Annotated in this window: 20 protein-coding genes; 11 read left to right on the top strand and 9 right to left on the bottom strand. The window is 61.5% G+C overall.

Translation table 11 applies throughout. The features are described 5' to 3' along the window. Positions 1–5 precede the first annotated feature (5 nt). The 6 genes from LCM4576_RS24645 to LCM4576_RS35170 form a co-directional block, all read right to left on the bottom strand. A complete protein-coding gene (locus tag LCM4576_RS24645; RefSeq protein ID WP_041002437.1) occupies positions 6–191 on the bottom strand; it encodes a DUF3606 domain-containing protein in 186 nt (61 codons plus the stop codon). A 97-nt stretch (positions 192–288) separates the two neighbouring features. Then, a complete protein-coding gene (locus LCM4576_RS24650; protein ID WP_071035100.1) occupies positions 289–3,561 on the bottom strand; it encodes an error-prone DNA polymerase in 3,273 nt (1,090 codons plus the stop codon). After that, the gene (locus tag LCM4576_RS24655) at positions 3,558–5,078 is read right to left on the bottom strand and encodes a DNA polymerase Y family protein (RefSeq protein ID WP_071035102.1); all 1,521 of its coding nucleotides are present in this window, start codon (positions 5,076–5,078) and stop codon (positions 3,558–3,560) included. The genes LCM4576_RS24650 and LCM4576_RS24655 overlap by 4 nt, the downstream gene beginning before the upstream one ends. Next, positions 4,993–5,745 carry an ImuA family protein gene (locus LCM4576_RS24660; RefSeq protein WP_071035104.1) on the bottom strand — a complete coding sequence of 251 codons (753 nt, stop codon included), beginning with the start codon at positions 5,743–5,745 and terminating at the stop codon, positions 4,993–4,995. Before LCM4576_RS24660 ends, LCM4576_RS24655 begins: the two co-directional genes overlap by 86 nt. A 394-nt stretch (positions 5,746–6,139) precedes the next feature. Continuing rightward, positions 6,140–6,817 (bottom strand): thermonuclease family protein, encoded by a 678-nt coding sequence (locus tag LCM4576_RS35165; protein WP_157901232.1) that lies wholly within the window; start codon positions 6,815–6,817, stop codon positions 6,140–6,142. 162 nt (positions 6,818–6,979) lie between these two features. Further along, positions 6,980–7,369 (bottom strand): calcium-binding protein, encoded by a 390-nt coding sequence (locus tag LCM4576_RS35170; protein ID WP_082047070.1) that lies wholly within the window; start codon positions 7,367–7,369, stop codon positions 6,980–6,982. 229 nt (positions 7,370–7,598) lie between these two features. Here LCM4576_RS35170 and LCM4576_RS24665 point away from each other — a divergent pair, with 229 nt between their 5' ends. The 10 genes from LCM4576_RS24665 to LCM4576_RS24710 all read left to right on the top strand — a co-directional run bounded on the left by LCM4576_RS24665 (position 7,599) and on the right by LCM4576_RS24710 (position 18,160). Further along, positions 7,599–9,176, top strand: coding sequence for a hypothetical protein (locus tag LCM4576_RS24665; RefSeq protein ID WP_131803298.1), 1,578 nt, complete (start codon positions 7,599–7,601; stop codon positions 9,174–9,176). After that, the gene (locus LCM4576_RS24670) at positions 9,160–10,341 is read left to right on the top strand and encodes a PAN domain-containing protein (protein WP_071035108.1); all 1,182 of its coding nucleotides are present in this window, start codon (positions 9,160–9,162) and stop codon (positions 10,339–10,341) included. Before LCM4576_RS24665 ends, LCM4576_RS24670 begins: the two co-directional genes overlap by 17 nt. A 530-nt stretch (positions 10,342–10,871) precedes the next feature. Next, entirely contained in the window at positions 10,872–11,195 is a 324-nt protein-coding gene (locus tag LCM4576_RS37795) for a DNA -binding domain-containing protein (protein WP_082047069.1), read from the top strand. A 325-nt stretch (positions 11,196–11,520) separates the two neighbouring features. Next, positions 11,521–12,573 carry a nucleoid-associated protein gene (locus tag LCM4576_RS24675; RefSeq protein WP_041005714.1) on the top strand — a complete coding sequence of 351 codons (1,053 nt, stop codon included), beginning with the start codon at positions 11,521–11,523 and terminating at the stop codon, positions 12,571–12,573. Beyond that, positions 12,530–13,960 (top strand): hypothetical protein, encoded by a 1,431-nt coding sequence (locus tag LCM4576_RS24680; protein WP_041002451.1) that lies wholly within the window; start codon positions 12,530–12,532, stop codon positions 13,958–13,960. The genes LCM4576_RS24675 and LCM4576_RS24680 overlap by 44 nt, the downstream gene beginning before the upstream one ends. Positions 13,961–14,637: 677 nt before the next feature. Continuing rightward, positions 14,638–14,964: a DUF736 domain-containing protein gene (locus LCM4576_RS24690; protein ID WP_071035109.1), complete on the top strand. Its 327-nt coding sequence runs from the start codon at positions 14,638–14,640 to the stop codon at positions 14,962–14,964. 507 nt (positions 14,965–15,471) lie between these two features. Continuing rightward, the gene (locus LCM4576_RS24695; protein WP_244510905.1) at positions 15,472–16,125 is read left to right on the top strand and encodes a hypothetical protein; all 654 of its coding nucleotides are present in this window, start codon (positions 15,472–15,474) and stop codon (positions 16,123–16,125) included. 209 nt (positions 16,126–16,334) lie between these two features. Continuing rightward, entirely contained in the window at positions 16,335–16,526 is a 192-nt protein-coding gene (locus tag LCM4576_RS24700; protein WP_041002458.1) for a CsbD family protein, read from the top strand. A gap of 889 nt (positions 16,527–17,415) precedes the next feature. After that, positions 17,416–17,610 (top strand): transcriptional regulator domain-containing protein, encoded by a 195-nt coding sequence (locus LCM4576_RS37320; protein ID WP_083361508.1) that lies wholly within the window; start codon positions 17,416–17,418, stop codon positions 17,608–17,610. A gap of 55 nt (positions 17,611–17,665) precedes the next feature. Continuing rightward, entirely contained in the window at positions 17,666–18,160 is a 495-nt protein-coding gene (locus LCM4576_RS24710) for a DUF2285 domain-containing protein (RefSeq protein ID WP_071035111.1), read from the top strand. 198 nt (positions 18,161–18,358) lie between these two features. On the opposite strand, the gene LCM4576_RS24715 is transcribed toward LCM4576_RS24710, so the two are convergent. The 3 genes from LCM4576_RS24715 to LCM4576_RS24720 all read right to left on the bottom strand — a co-directional run bounded on the left by LCM4576_RS24715 (position 18,359) and on the right by LCM4576_RS24720 (position 19,768). Next, complete coding sequence (locus LCM4576_RS24715; RefSeq protein WP_083361506.1) at positions 18,359–18,982, bottom strand: class I SAM-dependent methyltransferase; 624 nt, start codon at positions 18,980–18,982, stop codon at positions 18,359–18,361. Further along, positions 18,983–19,189: a hypothetical protein gene (locus LCM4576_RS35195; RefSeq protein ID WP_083361507.1), complete on the bottom strand. Its 207-nt coding sequence runs from the start codon at positions 19,187–19,189 to the stop codon at positions 18,983–18,985. It abuts the gene before it with no gap. Between the two features lie 129 nt (positions 19,190–19,318). Beyond that, complete coding sequence (locus LCM4576_RS24720; protein WP_052467698.1) at positions 19,319–19,768, bottom strand: cupin domain-containing protein; 450 nt, start codon at positions 19,766–19,768, stop codon at positions 19,319–19,321. A 174-nt stretch (positions 19,769–19,942) separates the two neighbouring features. Between LCM4576_RS24720 and LCM4576_RS24725 the strand changes: the two genes are divergently transcribed. Then, positions 19,943–21,046 carry a LuxR C-terminal-related transcriptional regulator gene (locus LCM4576_RS24725; protein ID WP_071035113.1) on the top strand — a complete coding sequence of 368 codons (1,104 nt, stop codon included), beginning with the start codon at positions 19,943–19,945 and terminating at the stop codon, positions 21,044–21,046. Positions 21,047–21,449: the final 403 nt, after the last annotated feature.

A 21,449-nucleotide genomic window follows, 5' to 3' on the forward strand; every position in this document is an offset into this window, starting at 1 on the left:
GCAGCCTATTTCTTCAGTTTCTCCGCGGCGGCATTGAGCTTGTCGCGGTCATTGCCGACCTGCTTGATCAGGGCTTCGGCCTGCTCTTTGCTGATACCGTGCTTGCGGGCGAAATAATTGACCTCGTAGCCTTCACCGCCGGAGACCTGCCGACGGTCTGCGGCGCCTCGCTTCGATTTGTCGTCTGCCATTATAGTCTCCTGTTCGATCGCCCGCGCGGTCACGACGTTCGACCTGTAACGCTTTGGACCGTCTTGCGATCCTGAGCCGGGCAAGAAATTCGGCGTTTCACCTGAAATCCCGGGTCCTGATCTTGATGTTGTCGATGTGGAGGTCGGGTATGTAGATGTCGCGGCTGCGCAGCCCCTTGGGCGGCAGCTCGCGTGGATCGGGTCCCGAGCCGCCATTGCGCACCTGGTCGCCGCGGCCGTGCGGCACGGGAAAGCTGCCCTCGCGCTCGCCGACGCTGGCGAGCTCGTTTGACAGATCGCTGATCTTGCGAGCCACGAGGTGGACCACCTCGCCCTCGCGCTGGATCCGGCCCTTTACGGCGATCATGCCCGCCGACAGAACCGTGCGCCGGTGCTGCTCGAACACTTTCGGCCAGACGACGAGGTTCGCGATCCCGGTCTCGTCCTCAAGGGTGATGAACATGACGCCCTTGGCCGAGCCCGGGCGCTGCCGCACGAGCACTATGCCTGCCGTTTCCACCCAGTGGCCATCGCGCGCCGCCATCGCCTCGGCGCAGGAAACAATGCGGCGACGGCGAAGGTCGTCGCGCAGGAAAGAGATCGGATGACTGCGCAGCGTCAGGCCGATATGGCGGTAGTCTTCCACGACCTCGCCRCCGGCCGTCATCGGCCGAAGCGCCACCGCCGGTTCGTGGATCTCCGGCACCTGCTCCGCTTCACGGGYCGATGCAGCCGCGAACAGCGGCAAGGGCTCGTCGCGCAGCGCCTTGATCGCCCAAAGCGCCTCGCGGCGCGGAAGACCAAGTGCTGGCCGGAACGCGTCCGCCTCGGCGAGCTGGACAAGTGCTGCCTGCGGCACGCCAGCACGCCGCCACAGATCGTCGACCGAGGCGAAGGGCTGGTCGGCGCGCGTGGCAACGATCGTGCTTGCATGGGCATTTGCGAGGCCGCGCACCATGCGCAAGCCCAGCCGGACGGCGAAATGTCCATCATCAGAAATAGGCTCCAGCGTGCAGTCCCAGCGCGAGGCGTTGACGCAGGCCGGTCGGATCTCGATCCCGTGCGCGGCCGCGTCGCGCACGATCTGGGCGGGCGCGTAGAAGCCCATCGGCTGGCTGTTCAACAGCGCCGCGCAGAAGACATCCGGGTGCCAGCATTTGAGCCAGGCCGAGGCATAGGCGATCAGCGCGAAGGAAGCGGCGTGGCTCTCCGGAAAACCATACGAGCCGAAACCTTCGAGCTGCTTGAATGTCTGCTCGGCGAAGGCGCGCTCATAGCCATTGTCCACCATCCCGTCGATCAGCTTCGTCTTGAAGGATGAGACGCCGCCGGTGAACTTGAAGGTGGCCATCGACTTGCGAAGCATGTCCGCTTCGCCTGGCGTGAAGCCCGCGCATTCGATGGCAACCCGCATCGCCTGCTCCTGGAACAGCRGCACGCCGAGCGTCTTGCCGAGCACCTTCTCGAGCTCCGGCCTTGGGTAGTGYACCGGCTCGATGCCTTCCCGGCGGCGCAGATAGGGGTGGACCATGTCACCCTGGATCGGCCCGGGGCGCACGATCGCGACCTGCACCACGAGATCGTAAAAAGTCCTTGGCTTCAGCCGCGGCAGCATCGACATCTGCGCCCGGCTCTCGATCTGGAAAGTCCCAAGCGTATCGGCTTTCCTGATCATGGCATAGGTGCGCGGATCCTCCGCCGGTATGGTGGCAAGGTCGAGGCGTATGTCCTTGCACTCGGCGAGGAGATCGAGGCCTTTCTTCATGCAGGTCAGCATGCCGAGCGCCAGCACGTCGACCTTCATGAATTTGAGCGCGTCGATATCGTCCTTGTCCCATTCGATCACCTGACGATCCTTCATGCTCGCCGGTTCGATCGGCACCAGATCGTCGAGGCGGTCATGGGTGAGCACGAAGCCGCCCGGGTGCTGGCTGAGGTGACGCGGCGCGCCCATCAACTGACGCGCAAGGTCGAGCGTCAGTCGCAGGCGGCGATCGGCACGGTTGAGATTGAGTTCCTCGACATGCCGCTCCTCGACGCCCTCTTCTGACCAGCCCCAGACCTGGCCGGAGAGCGTGCGGATGAGATCTTCCGGCAGGCCGAGCGCCTTGCCGACGTCGCGCAGCGCGCCCTTGGTGCGGTAGCGCACCACCGTCGAACACAACGCCGCGTGGTCGCGTCCATAGGTGTCGAACACCCACTGCATGACGATCTCGCGCCGCTCATGCTCGAAATCGACGTCTATGTCGGGCGGCTCTCGGCGCTCCTCGGAGACGAAACGCTCAAACAACAGATCGTTGCGCCCGGGATCGATCGAGGTGATGCCGAGCACGTAGCAGACTGCCGAATTGGCGGCGGAGCCGCGGCCCTGGCAAAGGATGTCCTTCGAGCGCGCGAAACGCACGATCGAATTCACGGTCAGGAAATAGGGTGCGTAGCCGAGCTTCTCGATGAGCCGCAATTCGTGGCGTAGCGAGYGGGCGACGCTGTCCGGCACGCCTTCCGGGTAGCGCGTCGCGGCGCCCTGCCATGTCAGCTTTTCGAGCGCCTGCTGCGGTGTCAGCGATGGGTCGTCGCGCTCCTCCGGATATTGGTAGRCAAGCTCGCCGAGAGAGAACCGGCAGCGGTCGGCGATCTCGATCGTGCGCGCCAGCGCTTCCGGGTAGCGTGCAAAAAGCCGGTRCATTTCCTGAGGCGRCTTGAGGTACCGGTCGGCATGCCGCTCGCGGCGCTCGCCGAGCGCGTCGATGGTGACATTGTGCCGGATCGCGGTGACGACGTCCTGCAGGATGCGGCGGCCCGGCTCATGGAAGAGCACGTCGTTGGTGACGACGCACGGCACCTTCATCTTGACGGCAAGCGTCGCCAGGTCATGGATGCGAAGCTGGTCGTTGGGCCGGCGCCTGAGCGTCAGCGCCATGTAGGCGCGGTCGCCGAATGCCTCGCGCAGATGTCTCAGGCGCATCGCCAGGGTCTCATCGGCCATATCGGGCAGGAGCACGGCGATGAGGCCTTCTCCATAGGCGACGACATCGCTCCATTCGAGATGGCATTTCGCCTTTCCGGCCCGGGCCTTGCCGAGCGAGAGCAGCCGGMACAGCCGGGAATAGGCGTCACGGTCGGTCGGGTAGGCGAGCAGTGACATGCCGTCCGTGAGGTCGAGGCGGYAACCGACGATGAGGCGCACGCCGGTGGTCTTGGCCGCCTCGTGGGCACGGACGATGYCGGCGAGGCTGTTGCGGTCGACGACGGCGAGTGCCTCGATACCGAGAAGTGCGGCCTRCGAAAACAGCTCCTCGGCCGAGGATGCGCCGCGCAGGAAGCTGAAATGCGAGGTGACCTGCAGCTCGGCATAACGCACGTCGTTCATCCGAACACTCCATGCAGGAACCACCGGTGCGAGCCCGTCGCCGCATCCTCACCGTCGCCGGCGCGGTAGAGCCAGTAGCGCTCGCCATCGTCGTCCTCGACCCGGAAATAATCGCGCACCGCCACCAGTTCGGCGTCGCGCTTCCACCATTCGCCGAAGACCCGCTCCGGACCGTCCGCGCGCCTCACGCGCCGGCGCACCCCGCGCCAGGTGAAGGACGCCGGCGGATGGTCGGGCAACAGCGCCACCGTCTCGACCGGGTCCGGCTGCGGCAGCAGGCGCGCTGGCCTCGGCCAGTGGCCAGGCCAGGCCGCGCCGGTGTCGGCCGCCATCGCCGGGATCTTGGTAACCGAACGCTCCGGCACGTCGCTGGCGACGGGCGCAAGGCGGTAGACGGCGCGCTCGCCGACGCGGTTCATCAGCGTATCGATGAGGTCGGACACGTCCGGCACAGTTTCCTCGACGAGGGAACTCACGGCCTGGCTGCGCTCCAGGGGGTCGGCCGATGTGGCCGCCAGGATCATCATCTCGATGCCGAAACCGGGCGCGATGGTCTCGACCTTGTCGCAAAGCAGCTTGGTCAGCCGTTTGGCATCGCGAACGGGCATCGCCATGCCGACACGGATCGCCTGCGCCTGGCTGTCGACCCGCTGGCAGATGAGATCGAGACGACGCGCGCCAAGCCCGCGCTGTTCCATCAGGCTGCAGAGCTTGTCGACGAGCTTGCCGATGTAGCGCGCGATTGTCTCGGCCGCGCCAATCGGCTCGGCGAAGGCACGGCGGACTTCCACGATGTCGGGCGGGCGAACCGGGTCGATCGGCTCGGCTGTGTTGCCGAGGGCCTGATCGATGCGGCGGCCGATCTCCGGGCCAAAACGCAAGGCAAGCGGAGCGCGTGGCTGTTTCAGGAGATCGCCGATCCGTTGGAAGCCAAGCCTGCGCAGCTCTGCCGCCGTCGAAGGCGCGATCCGCAACGCCTCAAGCGCAAGCGGCTCGAGGACCAAATGGCCGTGGCCAGCCGGCGCGATGCGGATGGCTTGATCGCCATACCGGGCCAGCGCATGCGCCGCGCCCCAGCTGTCCGCGATCGCCGCGCGGGCTACGATGCCGRACATCGCCAGACGCCCGACCAGTCCGTCCAGCATCGCGACCTCACCGCCATGGAGGTGGTCGGCGCCTGTCGTGTCGATGACGATCCCGTCGGGAGGATCGGGCGCTACGATCGGCGCAAATCGCAGCATCCAGACGGCGAGCCGCTCGAGCGCCTCGGCATCCGCCTGGCGGTCGGCGTCCTGGATCGCAAGCCCCGGAACCAGCACCTGYGCCTTCGTCACGGGCATGCCCGGGCGCAAGCCGGCGGCGAGCGCCGCTGCGTCGGCCGCGAGCACCACGCGCCGGTTCTTGTCGCGGCCGATCAGAACCAGCGGGGCCTCAGCCGGCGGCGCCGCGTCGCCGGCCTTCCGCCGCACCCGATCGGTGGGCCAGGTCGGCAGGAACAGCGAGACGACCCGTGCCATCGCACGCCTCCAATTCGAAATCCGCACTTTCGCCCGCGCGGGCGCGGATCAATTCGACCAGCCATCGGTGACGGCCGACGCCCGGCACGGGCAGCGGCGTCGAGGGCAGGACCGAGACGCGCCACCGGGTCATCGCGGCCGTCGGCTGGCCGAAATCGGCCGCCTCCGTCTGCCGCCGCCATCTTCGCAGCGCGATTCCGATCGTGCGGGCTTCCTCGGCGGCGAGCTGCAGTCGCCGCGAAGCCGTCATGGTCAGGCGGGCGACCTCGCCGACGACCGCGCCCAGCCCGCCATGCCGGATGCCTTCTTCCATGCATGCGAGGATCGTCTTGTCGTCGCCGGCCTCGACATAGATGACGCGGTCCGGTTTAAGGCCGGCCTGTGCCAGCGCCGGGGCGAACAGGTCGGGCCGGGCGATGCACCACAAGACCTTGCCGCGCGTGCGCGCCGCTACGCCGCCCGCGAACAATGCCGCCGCCGCGCCATCGATGGCGCCATTGCCCCCGCCCGCGATTTCATGCAGCGCGCCAAGCGCCAGGCCGCCGCCCGGAAGCCGTGCATCCAGCTCGGCGATCCCGAAAGGAAGCACCGATCTGGCGCGCCGGCGCCGGCCCTCGATCTTTTCGATCCGTGCGCGCAAGTCGTCTATGGCGGGCTCCGGCCGCAAGATGGTCGTTGACCTCCATGAAAGCGTATATAAGCATGTTCCCTATTTGTTCTACGATCGACGATGGGAGTCAAGTGGTCCTAGTGGTCGCGATTTGGTCCATTCTCCGAAAACGGACATCGCAGCGGTTGTTCCCTTTAGGAGCTCTGCTTTTGGATTCGCGAGAGCATGCATTCAGCCCTAGCGCTCRCCGAGCTCATTAATTTCGTACGCGAGGCCCGCCTCAGTAAGGTTGTCGCGGAGTGTGCCAAGTCGTCCGCTCTCTTGTATGACGGTCGCATTCAGGCCTGTTCGTCCTAGGATCGCAGCCTGCGGATCCATTGAGAGAAGCGCTGGTCCGATGCATCGCGCTGATGTTCGAATTTAGGGGTGCGCCAAAGTGGCGAGGGACGGCCTAACACGTGCCTTCGCACGGAATGCCGTCATTATCTCGGTCCAATGCTCCTCCCCAAGAGCAGTTTTGCATGTACCAGTTTGCTTCCGCACACGATCTGATCTGCTTGCAATACCGCCTCGGCTGGCACGAATAACCCGCTATTTGTGCCTGCGATGTAAAGGCGGAGAATTGCTGCTTTTGTTGGATGBGCGCCTGCTCCTTCTCACGCCWCAGGGATGGGATTTCGAACGTGCCGCTCCAGATGCCTCGCTTAGCTTTCTGAGCTTTGGATTGCAGGTCAGCATACGCACCACCGCTATATTGCGGCCAATCAGGTGCTAAGCCGCTACTGACTAGCCAGGAGGCTAGATCGAGCCCTTTTCGAGTCGTGCAACTGCCTACGTACCGCCCGTACTGATCCCACGAAACGAATTCGCAGCGAACGATCTTCGCGCTTTTCAGAAATTTCTGAAATGCGGTGGTGATCTCCCATCCGCATGAGTAGGTGAAGTTTTTCGCATCATCGCACTGTTGGTTGAATTCTGGGGCATCGATGCCGTGGATATGAACGGGTTTGCCGCTGATTTCAATCGTGTCGCCATCCACTGCCTTTGCAGGGCCCTCGAGCGGTGGAGGCTTACCGACAGGCGATGCAGCAGTTTGCGGCTCAACCGCTTTCTGCTCGAGATGTGCCATAATTGGCTGCTCGGTCCGCTGCGCCGGTTCGACCTTGGGCGTTGGTACGGGCGGTGGCTTATGTTTGGCAGGTCCATGCCAAGCCACAGCCGCGAGAACGATGAGCCACGCTATTCCCGCTGCACCCCTTTTTGCCATCGATCCCCCTAGGCTCTGGCTTCTTCAGCTCTCACAGCCAATACCGTTATGGTTGCGATCGAGACCGTCGGGGTCAGAGGGGCCTACGGCCACCGGTCCCTGAACAACTGGGTTGTCGCCTCTGCCTCCTGCACAATCCAGGTCAACGTCGCTTTTCGGAACTCTCCCAAGCACTTTGGCGGGCGGGGCAACGCCCCTGTAGCGCTGAACCACTGCGGTCAATCGCTGTCCATCATCCTCGATACGGGTATTATTGCTTTGCGGGTTGAATGGATCGAATGTCTGCAAAAGACGATTGGTGGCGTTGGCATCGCCCGATGCCAGCGTCACTGTGTCGTAGTTGTTCAGGTAATCGGCAGTGCAGCCCGATATTGCGAGCGCCGCGCCGAGGTACAACAATCTTAGCCGATACATTGCCCCATCCCCTCAGTGACAATGACACGGAGCAACGCGCTTATCAATTGYGAATAAGCCAGTCGTCACGTTGAGGCAGTACGACGCATTCGACCTGCTCCGAAAGTAACGATATTTGCAGATTATGAGTTGAGGTCCTTCCTGCCTCGAAAATTCTTGATGCAATCCCCTTAGCTAGATGGCAGGGTGAATTGGGGAAATAAGGCGGGGGTGCCCAGTGAATGCAAGCATGAGCCAAAAGCTGGCAAGCTACGGACAATGGACTTACCGTGGCGCTTGGGCACTCGAGATTACAGCGTCAATCATCGGTCTGGCTACAGGCTTGATGCTGGGCGTGCAGGCTTTCGAAGCAAGCCAGTCCGCCACCGCAATGGATCTGGTCCTGGCGAGCRCTCCGTTCTTCATCGTCTCCATCGCCGAGCTTACAAAAATCCCGATAGCGACCCTTTTGTATGGCGCCTCCTGGTTTTGGAAGCCGATACTTGTGGTGTTCCTTTTGCTCCTCGCCGGGATCACTTTCGAAACTGTGTTGCTTGGCCTGGAGCGCGCCGGCACCCTTCGAGAGCTGCAGTACGAGGAGATAGCCGATCAAATCGATACGCTCACCCGCGAAAATGCAAAGCTGACTGCTTCGGACGAAGCGGCAAAGCAGACGGATCAGGTGGCCAAGGCGAAGGCTGATCTTGAAGAGGTTGGCGCCCTTGCCGACAAGGCACGCAAGGAAATTCAGGTCCGTATCGCGGATGTCAACGGGGAACTTCAGGCCACAACCGCTCTGATACCCGAGGCATCCAAGGCGAGAGAACAGCTCAAGGAGCAGGATCAACGACGTATCGACCTGGTCACAGAAAGGGATAACAGGGTAAAACAAGCCGTTCAGGAATTCGAACGCCAGAGAGACAGTTACGTCGAGCGGATCAAAGATGCGCGGGAAGGCGGCGATGCCGCGTCCGCAAAGCGTTGGGAAGACGAGATTGGAAAACTTGCCAATCCACGTTCGAAAACCGAGGCAAAATACGACGCGCAACTCCAAGCGCTTGATCAGCAGATCGCGGCTGCCCGAGCTGAATTCGACCGCCTAAGGCTGCAAAGTCCAAAAATGACGGACCAGCAGAGGCAGGTGCTGCAGAATCGACGCGCTGATCTTGAGAAAYCATTAGATGAAATTTCGGCCGATTGGGAACGGCGCCTCGCTCAGGCGCGAGAGGATCTATCGGCGRCCCAATCAGCTGAAGCGGCCGAGGGAAAGGTCATTTCGGCTAACCAATCCAGGCGCGACCAGATAGCAAAGCAGCTGAGCGACCTCGAGAAAAAGCGAATACCGCTGGCACGAAYGGATCAGATCCGGCGAATTGCGGCCCGTTGGTATGGCGAAAAGCCGGAACAGGTAAGCGAGCCGGAGGCCGGAAAAGTAGCGGCCATCTGGTTTGGCTCACTGGCGATTATCGCTGGGCTCGCCGGTCCGATCACGGCAATGGTGGCACTAGGCTTGCAGCGAATCGCGGCCCAGGCGGAATCACGTTCGGGAAATCGATTGTCGCGATTGGTCCGACGTATGCTTTTGAGATGGCGCTGGCGTCGAATACGGACAATCAAGATGCCCGTGGAAGTGCCAGTGGATAGGGAGGTGGAAAAGCGAGTCGAGGTGCCGGTCGAAAAGGTGGTGAAGGAAATCCTCTATGTTCCGGTCCTGACCGACGATCCCGATGCGCTACGGAGGGCTCTAAGTGAGGACCTTCCTGCCGAAGTCGTCGATCTGGTTCAGATAGCAGCCAAGGGTGGTCGCAAGCGTGCTGGTCCGGCATAACACAGCGCTTCTCGAAAAGGCGGTCGACCTCGTCGTCAAGCAAGCCGCTATTCCTACCCTGGAGGCTGAAGCCGCGGCCTATGACAGGATGGCCCRCGCAAACGCGTTTCGCAGGATAATGACGGGTTTGGCTGTGGCGGTTGCTGCGGTCGGCATTGGCTATGGTGCTGCCCTGTTCTTCGGCAGAGAAGCCAAGCTGCCACCGGTCGTGGTGGAGAAGCCGTCGCCGCTGGACAAACGCACAGACAGGATCGAACCATCCGAAACGACRCACCCACCCAATTCGGACCGACCTGCTCCGATACCGGAAGCAAAGCCTGCCAATCCATCGCCAGGTCCGGTGGGCAATGACAAGACAACGGTGGATTTCAACAAGTTCCTAACGAGKGAAATCGACTTTGAGGGCGCACACTGGACACTCACGTCCGGGCATTACTTCACCGAAGAGAACGACCCGACTTGGGATCGGGCGTGGTGCTATACTCGTCGGCTCATAAACGGTGTCGATGTGAACGCTGATCTGGTGACCAGATCAACCCCGACCGCTGTGCCCGAGGCACCCATTGCGTCGCCTGCGACTCTTGCATCCATTGGGTTGAATGACAATTCCGYGGTCGAGCTCGCTTCAAAGTGTGCTTGGCTTGATGGCAAAACCTTCAGCGCTGCCGAGTACCAGCTACCGGCTGGTCGGGCCGAAGCTGCCAAAAAGTTGATTGTGCAGGATGGCTGGGACGCGATGGGGTTTGATCTTCCTGGGATGCCGCTCATGAACGTCTCGTTCGACCAATGCCAGACGAGGTGCGAAGGTGACGGTCAATGTCAGGCCATTACCTATGACAAGAAACATTCCGCCTGCTTTATGAAAGGCGATGCGTCGATCTTGGTGAGGGCTCCAGATGCCGCGGCGGCGGCAAAACCTTCGGTCGCCARCAAAGTCCAACTTTCAAGTCTCGTCTTTTACAAGAACACTGTTGTCGTTGGGGAATCATACTCGAACGAGCCAGGCAGCTACGCCAATTGCGTGTTGGCCTGTGCGGCTGACCAGAAATGCCAAGGCTTCAACTTCGACAGTCCAAACAATATGTGCTCCCTGCTGGATCAAGTGTCCTCGCTATCCGTGTTTAAAGGCGTGCAGTCCGGATCGAAAGCAGCTGGAAACCAATGACCTGCTGGGTGTGTGCCAATGCTCAAATCGCCACATTCCGGGGTTGAGGCAATCATGTGCTCCACAGGCATCGACCGCGCGTTTGATTTTCATCGCGACAATCGAACTTGAACGGACAACCCGCCGCGAAACGCAGGCGGAATGGGAAAGCGTTGTGCTTATTGCCTGTTCACAGATGTGATGCACGCCAGGCAGCGGCGCGTATTCGGACTATTCCAATCTGATTTAACTTGTCATGCGCAAGAGGCGGAGTCGGACGGCAGCTTTGCTCCTCACAGCAGTCGTAGATGAAGACCTTCAATTCGTCCAAACTACTTTCAAGGTCGCTATGTGTGCGCTTGGCACGGGGTGGCCAAATGCTGTGATGCAGGCAAGCCATTGTAGCTCACATCTGGCGAACCAATCCGCTTCGTCTCTGGGTCACCGATGCCGTAATGGCCTCCTCCTCGAATTCGCGGAGCGCACCAACGACCTCTCGAACGGGCTGATCTGGCTTAAGGAGGGACAAAGCCTCGACCACCTATGCCGCAATGGCGCGTCGCGAGTTTTTTCCTGACCGGCTACAAGCCATCGAACGGTTCATCCGCTCCATTCACAGGCAACATTTCCCGACGCGCTTGACGGCGGCCCAGCGCCGGCGGCTTGGGCACATGCTGCGATGCCCAGTGGCACGGAAGAGCAGGCATCCCATTTTGAAGCTGCAACCGCCTTGTTCGGTCGGCGACTGGTCAGCGCCGCGGCGCTGGAGCGACTCGGCTTTTCGATATCAGACCCATCGCTTGGTGCGCGACAGCCTGAACATGGTCGAGCGCGGCTATCGTCAATTGCTGTGCGCGCGAAGGCGCTATCTCTGATCGGTGCTACGGGCGCCCTTATACTTCCTTACGCTGTCTGCAGGCCGGCGCCTTCAATCCTGAAGTGAACGGTGGCTTTGCGCTCAAAATCTACCATTTGGCCGGCCCGGATCACCGCCAACACCGACCGCGGCTGACGCGCAGTGGTTTACTCATTCGTTCTTGATTTGTTCGCAGGCGGTATCTATCGTAAAGCAAGCGTGCCACCGCGACACTGCGCAGGTGGCCATAGGCATCCCGCGGGAGAAACACCGTAATTGCTCGGTCCCTTGTTGTCGTATATCCGTATGCCGATCTATTATCCAGGTGCGATATGGGGGTGCTTGTGGGCTTTCTGACAGAAGATGAATTAAATTCGCTGCGAATTGAGAACATGGTTCTTCATGCGGTGAGTGAAGGGGATTTCATTCCGCAGTCCGCGCGCGAAGTGGAGCAGGCTGACTTTTTCATTGAGCGCATTCGCGAAACGGACACCGCTGCAGTCTTTGGCTTCGAGGGGAAGTCTTCCACTAAGGCGCAGATCGAACGAATCGCGAAGAACGAAGACGATTTCGAGACTGGTGCGCAGAATTTGGCTCGGGAGTTCGCCCGGTTCCATGACGGGACCAGTCGGAAGGGTGCGTTCTTTATTTTTGAACTCACCACTGATGTGCCAAAGACAAAAGTCTACAGCCTGATCAAGTATGACTACGAAGAGGTGGTGGAGCAGACGGACGGTAACCAGGAGAAGCTCCTGCGGCTCATCGTGCAAGCGTTCGTCGCCGGCAAGCGCTCCATCCAGAAAGCCGCACTCGTCCGGGTAGTCGATGGAAAGGCCGAAACGGCTCTCTGTGCAACGGACAGGATGAAGCCTGGTGCTGATATAGGCGACTACTTTGCCAACTACCTGCATGTAATGCGCACCCGAAGTGACGAAGAGCTCAACAAAGAGGTCGTGAATTTGTTGCGCATCACACTTTCCGAGCGCAAAGACGACCTTCCCGGGCGGGATGTGGCCAGGGCGTTCAAGCACGCTCAGGCCCATCTACATGACCGGACCGTGATCGACGAAGTATCGATACGAGACGCGATTCTTGCTGCCGCCGAAAATCCCGAGGACGAGAGGACGATTGTCCGGTTCGATCAAAGCCTGCGCCGTAAACTCAAGAGTTCCAAGCTTGAGGGCTTGTCCTTTGCGCCGAACCGAAAGATCCTGAAGAAGCCCGGGCTGCGGCAATTGAAGACCACCGAAGGCGTGCTCATTGTTTATCCTGACGACGCCTCGGCAGCGACGGTTTCCCGAAGCAAGGTGGATGGTGGCGAGGTCATCACGATCCATACAAAGAAGGTGACCGATGATCGCATCGTCGCTGAGAACGCTCGCCTTAGCGCTAGATAGGTTCGTCGCTGGCAATTCATTCGTTCATGAAACGCCCGAGACTATCATCGTGTCGGAATTGGCGGCGGAGGCGGTGCTTGAGGTATCGCAGGGCTTCGCCGAAGTTGGTTGGCGGCATGTCGTGTTCGATGGGGCTGGCTCGGAGACCGAGCACGACGACATTGCCGATGACTTTGGCCCCTATCGCATTTCCGCGCAAAAACCCAAGCTCGGGGCAGACGAAATCCTACTGCTGACGGCATCGGGGTTTGGCGATTGGCTCGCCGGCTCCGCGCTCGCAAAAACTGTCATCGTAGTGGGGCTCGACACTGCCATCGCCACCGAGGAGGTTCGGTTCGTTCCACTGGAGTCGACCAATTTCGACCTTTCAACCGCTATGACGCTGCGCAGCCCACGCACGCTTGTGCACGAATACGGGGCGCTGCGCGTAGTGCCGCAGTCGATCGGACGTTGGCTTTTGTCGGATCCTAAAACTTGGAGTGACGCAAACCAGCGATTCCGCCAGTGGGCTGAGCATGCAATCCGAGCCATCTTGCCCTCCTTGGCCAACGAAATCGATCAGAACACGGGTGCGTATGTGTTCAGAGGCCCGCCACGGTTGAGTTTGCCGCCGGTTGCGACTGATGCGGATACAGTCCGTGATTTGGGCAAACACGGCTTCGGCGAGCTTCAGGCGGCCGCGCGATGGGTTTACGAGTTGGATCGCGAGGCTGAGACTAAGCACACACTCTTTGCGACGGAGTTGGCTCGAACCGGAGGTAACCACGCTGACACCATAAAATGTATCAAAGAGAATGTTGCCTTCGCGTTGGAGGGCGCCAAGATCGCCTATCAGATGTCACTTGCGAAGGTGAGCGCAGATAATTTGAGGGCGCTTGCTGATCTGCGGAAGGCGGTGACTGACGAGACCGGTAAAATCACCGATGCCACACGACAGGTTGCTGCTGCTGTAGCCTCGGCCCTAGGAATCGGGATTGGTTTGATCGCCGCGCGCGTCGCCGCTAACGCACCCTCTCTGTTGATTGTGGCGGTGATGACAATAGTCTGTGCCTACATCTTCGTAGTCATATATTCCGGTCATAGGTTCGCCGCCCTGCAGCGCCAGCTACGAGACGTCTGGCGGAACCAGATTTATCGCTTCTTATCGGAAGAAGACTACTCCAAGCTGGTGGTGAGGCCTGGCCGAGACGCAGAGCGCATCCTGAATGTCGTATCCTTGGCCGGGGGCATTGCGGTAGCGGTTACGTTTGTGGTCGCTATTACCGTTGCACTGGCCCCCGCGCGCGACACTGTTCCGGCGCGGTCTCAACCCGGCCCCGCTTCCGCTCAGCCTACATCAGCCGGGTCGAGGCCGGCCTCTGTGACTACTCCAGGTGCGACTCCCTAGCAGCCCGATCTCAGGGCGCCGGTCGTTGAGCATCCGAGGTAGAGACGTGTTGCGCCGTCGTTCCTCAGCCGCCTCAAAGAGCTTGGGGCCGATCTGCCGTTGGGCAGTGCCGAGCGCGAGACGCTGGCGGCGGAGAAGATGGCGCTGTTTGAGAACGGCATCGAGACGCTGGACGGAATAAAGGAGCTCTCAAAGCGTTAAAAAGCGCGCCGAGCGAGCGGCTGGCCGAGCTCGGTAGCAACCAGCAACGGCATTACCTTGTCGTGCGCTCGACGACGAACAGACGCCATCCGCGATCGCCAGTTGGGTCTAGGCTCTGATGCAGCACATGTCAGACGGTGGCAATCTCAGCACGGGCGAAACGGCCGACACCATCGCTTTACTCGCAGATGATCCCATCGTCTCCGTCGGCAGTTTCTCAGAGCRCACCAACGACCTCTCGAACGGACTGATCTGGCCGAAGGACGGCTGAAGCCTCGACCGCCTATGCCGCAATGGCGCGTCGCGAGTTTCTTCCCCTGGGCGAAGCCCATTCCTCGCGCAACTCAAGAAACGCGCGCCTGCGCCATCCTCCGCTCTTTTTCGGTCGCAAGCGATGCGGCGGCGGTTGCCTTCGGCCTCACGATCGCCATCGAGGCCGCATGGTGCGGGCTCGGAAACGAAAACGGAGATTGAAAATGGCTACCATCGGCACCTTCAAGAAGACCAATGCGAACGAGTTCACCGGCGAGATCGTCACCCTCAGCGTCCAGGCCAAGAGCGTACGCATCGTCCCCGACACCCGGGCCAGCGGCGAGAATGCTCCAAGCCATCGCGTGGTKGTCRGCAAGGCCGAGATCGGCGCCGCCTGGTCCAAGCGCTCCAACGAGGGCCGCGACTATCTCGGGCTCAAGCTGGACGACCCGAGCTTCACCRCTCCGATCTACGCCAACCTCTTCGCCGACGAGGAAGGTGAGGGCCACAGCCTCATCTGGTCACGCCCCAGCCGCCGCAACGGCGAGTGACCTAGAAGACGCCTCGCCCGRCACCGGGCGAGGCGTCCTTTCATGCTGACTGYGAAACCTTGCTACGATTGATCAGAACGGCTGGCGAGCCGGACACCCGCACCACCACCATTCTCCGGGATAAACTGAATGCCTGCGGATTCGAGTGCGCGTCGCAACGCGTCAATGGTCACCCTGTTTGCACTTATTGGACCGGTTAGAGGCTCTAGTCGTTTGATCGTAGCGAGTGAGACCTTGGACCGTTCCGCAAGCGTTTTCTGATCCCATTGAAGCAAAGCACGTGCGGCTCGAATTTGTCCGCTTGTAAGTTCATCTATACTAAAAGTATCATTTGATGCCATAGGGCTTGATTTTTTGCCTGCGTTCACTTAAATCACCGCTAGTTGCCACCGCCTGCGACCCACGAGAGATCATCTCCAGGTCATGGGCGGCGGTGAAACGGTCGAGCAGGGTGCAGGAACACCTTGCCCGACCTGACCAAAGCCAAGCTGTGTGGGAGCTCGGATCATGGCTGATTCCGACAATACCACGACTTTGCCTTCCGTCACGCTTGGACGGGAGATGCAATCTCCGTTGACCAAAGAGTRTGCCGGCTCTTCAGCCGAAGCTCCGTTGTCACACGACCCCGCACTTCTCCTGTCCCTTGCCTGGATCGATGCCCATGTCGAGATGCTGGCTTCCTCAGTCCGGCAGCAGCAAGAGGAGGAGGGGCTCTTGGAGCGCGGCGCACTTTTGCCTACAGGCGCTCTTGTTGAGCGCGGGGAGGGGGCTAGCGCCGACTGCGACGATCTCGATGGCCGGGAAGAGGATGYGGCGGACAAGGCCGACGCCCTGTTGGCCGAGATCGCGGCGACGCCGGCACAATCGTTGGCGGGTGTGAYCGCCAAGCTTGCGGTCGTGGTTCGAGAAGCGAACGACAACAGCGATCTTTTCGAATTTCCGCTTCCGCAGATCCGCTCTGCCTTGGCTGACCTGCGGCGTCTCGCTCATGACGCGATATGCGACCAGCCCGCCGGCGACCAATCGATCGGCGCGCTCTTCGAGCAGCCCGCTTCGTCTTTTGCGGCCTGGCGCGCGTTCAGCGCGTGGAGCCAAGGTGATGACGAGGCCTATCGCAACTGGACAGAGACGTTCAAGACACTGCAGGGCGCGAGCCAGTAGGGATCGCAAACGTTACGCGGGGCTCCTCGAGCGTTCTGTGAGCGGCGGATCGATCTTCATGTTACAAGATGTCCGAGCAATGGACGCGCCCGTCCGTTCCCGCTGTCACGACCCTCTATTCTGCTGCGGTCTTCCGGAATCGGGAACCAATTGTCGACGAACAGATTCTCTTGCGGAGTGAATGCCTTAATCCAGCAAGGGAGCGCGTCATGGGAAGCACATCGGACAAGGTTAAGGGCAATGCCAACGAAGTCGCCGGAAAGGCGCGCCAAGCCCTCGGCAAGGCCGTGGACAATCACGAGGAACAGGCCAAGGGCAAGGTTCAGGAAACCAAGGGTAARGCACAGGTCGCCAAGGGCCAGGTCAAGGACGCCGTGAAGAACGTCGTCGACAAGACCTGATCGTCAAATATTCAACAATGAACAAGCCCGCGGCGACGCGGGCTTTTYCTTTGGCGAAGCGAAATGCGGATCGAGATATTGGCGGCATGTCTGCCTGCTCGGCGAGAAGGGGTAAGGTGTTGTCGACCTTCTTCACCGCCCAGTAAGGCGATCACGAAGCGGCATATRCTCGGTCAAGCGGCCCTTCATTTGTCGTCCTTGTAGACTGTCGCAGCCTCGTCGATCTTGCGCCAGTCGTTACCGTGACGGCGCACCAGCTCTCGCGCTGGGCCGGTGAAATGTCATGCACTTGAACGACGTGTTTGACCTCGGCGTCCTCACCCTTCAGCGGTCGACTGCGGATCCTTTTCGACGTACGCGCCGCCGGTGCGCCGGCCCGCTGGTCTTCTGTCTCACTTAAGGGAATATCCGCCGACGTTGTCAGCAAAGGGCCGCCAAGCGTTAACGTCACGCYGRCCGACTCGAAGGCTTWGCGGACCGCCACAATCCTTCCAGTGCGGAGGATGCGCCTCCCGCTCTCGAAGTCGCGGATCGTGGCTTCGCTGAGATTGGACTTCGCAGCCAGGYGGACCTGAGGCCAATCGAGCAGCGCGCGAGCAGCCCGGCAATAGGCTGGGGTGAGTTCCCGCCGGTTGGCATCCTCGGCTTCTCCGGTTTCGTGTGGCTCCGTCATGCGAAGATGAAATTCAGCGAGGCTAAAATGTTCCGAAACGTCGCAAAAGCTGAACGGCTTTCCAGGCAAGCCGCCCAGCAGCATATGCATCGGGATACCTCTCGCTCGATTGCTCGCCGCCGGGTTCTCTCCTCCTCCGTTCGTCAATGACGGAATCCAAGGATCTCGCTCAACGCCGCGCCCCCCTATCAAATCGTCGAGAAGGGAAGGATGCGGATGAAGYCGGATACATCGCAGTGGCGTGACCCACAGGCATATGCATTCATCAAAGGCGCAACCGCCGATGAGATTRCCTGGGAGTTTCTGCGCCGCAATCCCTTGTATCAGCGGGACTTCRCAACCTCTCGCTCGGCTAAGGCGATGCGGGCACTACGCAAGCGCTGGGGTTTGCAGTTTCGCCGCCAGGCCTGACCAGTCCGCTATCGAGCAGCCCGTCTATTGGGCACCAGAGATCAACCCTGGGGTCGTGAATCTTGTCGAGGTTCCGCCCGAACTGCAAACGCGGGAAGGCAGCACCATCGACGTACCGCGAGGCGTGGGCCGGCATGATGAGGTCGGCCTCCATACACGGTCTGGCGGCACGCAACTGRCAGTTCTTGGCGACGCCAAGCCGGATGAACCGGTTGCCGCCATCATCCCACTGGACGGCATGGCGTACGACCGGCTGGAGGCCATTGAGCGGTTCATCCGCTCGATCCACAGGCAGCACCTTCCCGACGCGCGGTTGACYGCGGCGCAGCRCCGTCGCCTTGGCCACATGCTGCGATGCCTCGATGGYCRGGAAGAGCGGGCATCCCATTTCGAAGTGGCGACCGTCTTGTTCGGTCGACGGCTGGTCAGCGCCGCCGACTGGCACGACTCGGCTTTTCGCTATCAGACGCATCGCTTAGTTCGTGACGGCCTGAAGATGGTCGAGCGCGGCTATCGCCATTTGCTTCGCGCGCGACGGCGTCATTCCTGAAGGGTTTCCACGCCTTCGTCACTTAACGCATCTTCTGCACGCCCATGGTTATGATCGTGAATTGAATGACGTTTTTTGCTCCGCCTTACGGCCGCTGAGGCCAGCTCTGCTGATCACCTAAGCCGACGGTGCCAGGGCAGGGCTCCTTCGTTGAAGTTCTGACCCGAAGCAGCCAGAGCCAGCGATCGAACTCAGGCATCAGCACCTTCGGGCAATGATCTCGACCGGCGCAATCAGGCCCGCTGAAATACTTTCGACCATGTTTCGGACCATCTGCGGCCGCCGCGCTCCCATGAGCGTCTGGATCCCCAGTACTACCCGCCCTGTGGCCGCCTGGGCGCGCTGCCGCGCGAAATGGTCAAGCGCGACATCGCGCCGCTCGCGTTCCGACAAGACCTCGAACCCTGCCGCGGAAAGCGCGTCGCGGTACTGCTCTGGCGTGGCGATCGCGTTCGCATCTGCCGTACTCGCCCATGGCAGCGGATAAGACAGCTCGCCGGCTCCGGTGCGCATGACGTCGAAGACACCGAACCGGGCGCCCGCGCGCAGGACCCGCRCTGCCTCCGAAAACAGTGCGGTTTTGTCGGCAATGTTCATTCCAACGTGCAACATGTAAGCGGCGGTGAACGATYCATCTGCGAAGGGCAGCGCCAAAGCATCGCCCTGCTGCAACGAGACGCGGTCCTCGAGATGAAGCCAGCCGGAGAGGACGGCGCCGGCTTCGACGTAGTCGCGAGTGAGGTCGATGCCGGTCACCTGACAGCCGTAGCGCTCAGCGATCTGTCTGGCCGGGCCACCCAGGCCGCAGCCGATGTCGAGCACTCAATCCCCGGTGGTGAGCGCAAGTTGCCCTGCCAGCTCTCCCGTGGCGGCGCGGCCGCCAATGTGAAACTCGTCCACCGGCGAGAGGTCCTCGGCCGTGACCGTGCTTTCGGTCTTCCCCAAGGCGGCAAGACCATCACGGATATCTGCGATCAGGGTGCCTCGCGCGTAGTGCTCTGCAATCTGTGAACGCGGCGCCGCTTCCATGTCATCGCCCCTTTTTGCCGGCAACTTCGCGGATCATCTCAGCCGACCATCGACATTCCCGAATTCGGTCGGCCCGACGATCATACCAGTCGATCCGGTGAAGCCAAATGCGCGGACACGCCAAGTGCGTTATGGCCCAGCGATCGAGAAGGGTGGCCCGGTAATTTCCATGTCGAACTCGGTCGCAATCGCCTTGATCACCGCGAGGTCGCGCGGAATTTCCAGTCCCTGCGCGGCAACCGTCGGGAAAAAGCTTTCGAGGCCACCTGGGGACAGGATAGCGATCCATCGCGCACGCTCAACGACGACGAAGGTGTGCTCGACACCAGCGGGAATGTAGAACAATGCCCCGGCGCTACGCTCGGAAATCTCCCCGGCACGCCAGAAGCGCAGCCGCCCTTGGAGAACGATGAAGACTTCGTCGGATTTCGGGTGGCGATGGCGTGGCGGTCCATCGCCCGGACCAGCATCGGATGCAAATGCCCCGAGCTTGCCGCCGGTCTCGCGCGCCGTCAGCAGCGTTTCGTAATGCGTACCATTCCAGTCGGTTTCAGTACCAGGTGCTGCCCGCGTTTGCATCTTTCACCACATGTGGTTGATGTGAAGCTTGATGGCGTCACGATAGCTACACGCTGGCCTCAGCGGTCGCCTCGTATGAACATACGAGATGCGGCGGGGAATGGTTGTCAGTGAAGCCGGCTTCCGGCAGACTGCAAATCCCCTCAGGCGAGGGAGCGGTGAAAGCCGGCAAACATGCACGACTTCGACGGCATGGTGGGGCAGATCTACGATGCGGCGGTCGAACCCGGCCGCTGGCCGCAGGTTCTCGAGACGCTGTCCGATTTCCTCGAAGGCGCCGCCACCAAGCTCACGTTCCAGAACACAAGAACGTTGCGCAGCGAAGCGAATTCGGTGCGCATGCCGCCCGAGGCGGACCTCACCTATGCGCGGTACTATTACAAGACCAATGTGTTCCTGCCGCGCATCGCGCGGCTGCGCGCCGGTACGCTGATCCCGATCTGGGAGCTCCTACCGCGCGAGGTCTACCGGCGCTCCGAATTCTACAACGACTTCTGCCGGCCTGGCGACATGTGCCACTCGATCGGAGTCGTGCTGGTGAACGAGCCGGACACGCGCGTCGTGTTCACCTGCGGACGCGCCGAGACAACAGGAGAGTTCGAGCCCGAGCACCTCGACCGGTTGCGCCGTATCGGGCCGCATCTGGTCCGCGCGGCGAGCGTGGGATTGCGCCTCTCGCGTTCGGAGATCRCCAGGAGTGCCAATGTCGAGGCGCTCGACCGCGTTGCCCAAGGCGTGCTGATCGTGGCGGCAAACGGCGAGATCTTGTTCGCCAACCGGGTGGCCGAAGCGCTGCTTACTGAAGCGGACGGAATCAGGACAGAGAAATCGGCGCTGCGCGCAGCCAGGCGCGCGGATGCCGCGCAATTCCAGCGGTTGATCGTCGCGGCCGCGGAGCGGTCGGACACTGCGGGCGGCGTGATGGCGCTCGCGCGGCCGGCGCCGCGGCGACCGCTGAGCGTGCTGGTGGCGCCGCTGAGGACCAAGTCGACCTGGTTCTTGGCCGGCCGCCCCGCCGCGATCGTGTTCGTGGCCGATCCGGACAGCGCGCCGCGGACCGCRCAGGGCCAGTTGCGCAATCTCTATCGGCTGACCCCGGCCGAGGCGGCCGTGGCAATCGCGATCGCCCGCGGCGAAGGGCTGCAGGCGGCCGCAGACGAGCTCCGCATCAGCCTGACCACCGCGCGCACCCACCTGCAGCACGCATTCGAGAAGACCGAGACACGGCGGCAGGCGGAGCTGGTGCGTCTCATCGCGGCGAGTGTCGTTTAYGAGTGACATCTGGAGCGCAGCAAGACTTGCGCAAGCTGGTTGCAAAGCTTTCGACATGGCGAGCCCCCGCGCACCCATGGCAGATCCTCACTTATCCCTCTACGGCCTGCCGGTCCGCTGTCGGCCCAAGTGAGACGTCCGCAACATACGGCCGCTCCAGCGCAAAGGCCGGCATTGGAGAGCGCGTGTCCGGACCAGCTTCGATAGGCTCCAGCAACGGCATCACCAGTCATCACCCGAAGCCGAGGCTGATCCCGTCCGCGATCGCCAGATGGGTCCAGCCTCTGATGCAGCACATGTCAGGCGCGGTAACATCAGCACGGGCGAAACGGCCGACACCATCGCTTTACTCGCAGATGATCCCATCGTCTCCGTCGGCAGTTTCTCAGAGCGCACCAACGACCTCTCG

The sequence above is a fragment of the Mesorhizobium sp. LCM 4576 genome, assembly GCF_001854815.1.
GTDB lineage: Bacteria > Pseudomonadota > Alphaproteobacteria > Rhizobiales > Rhizobiaceae > Mesorhizobium > Mesorhizobium plurifarium.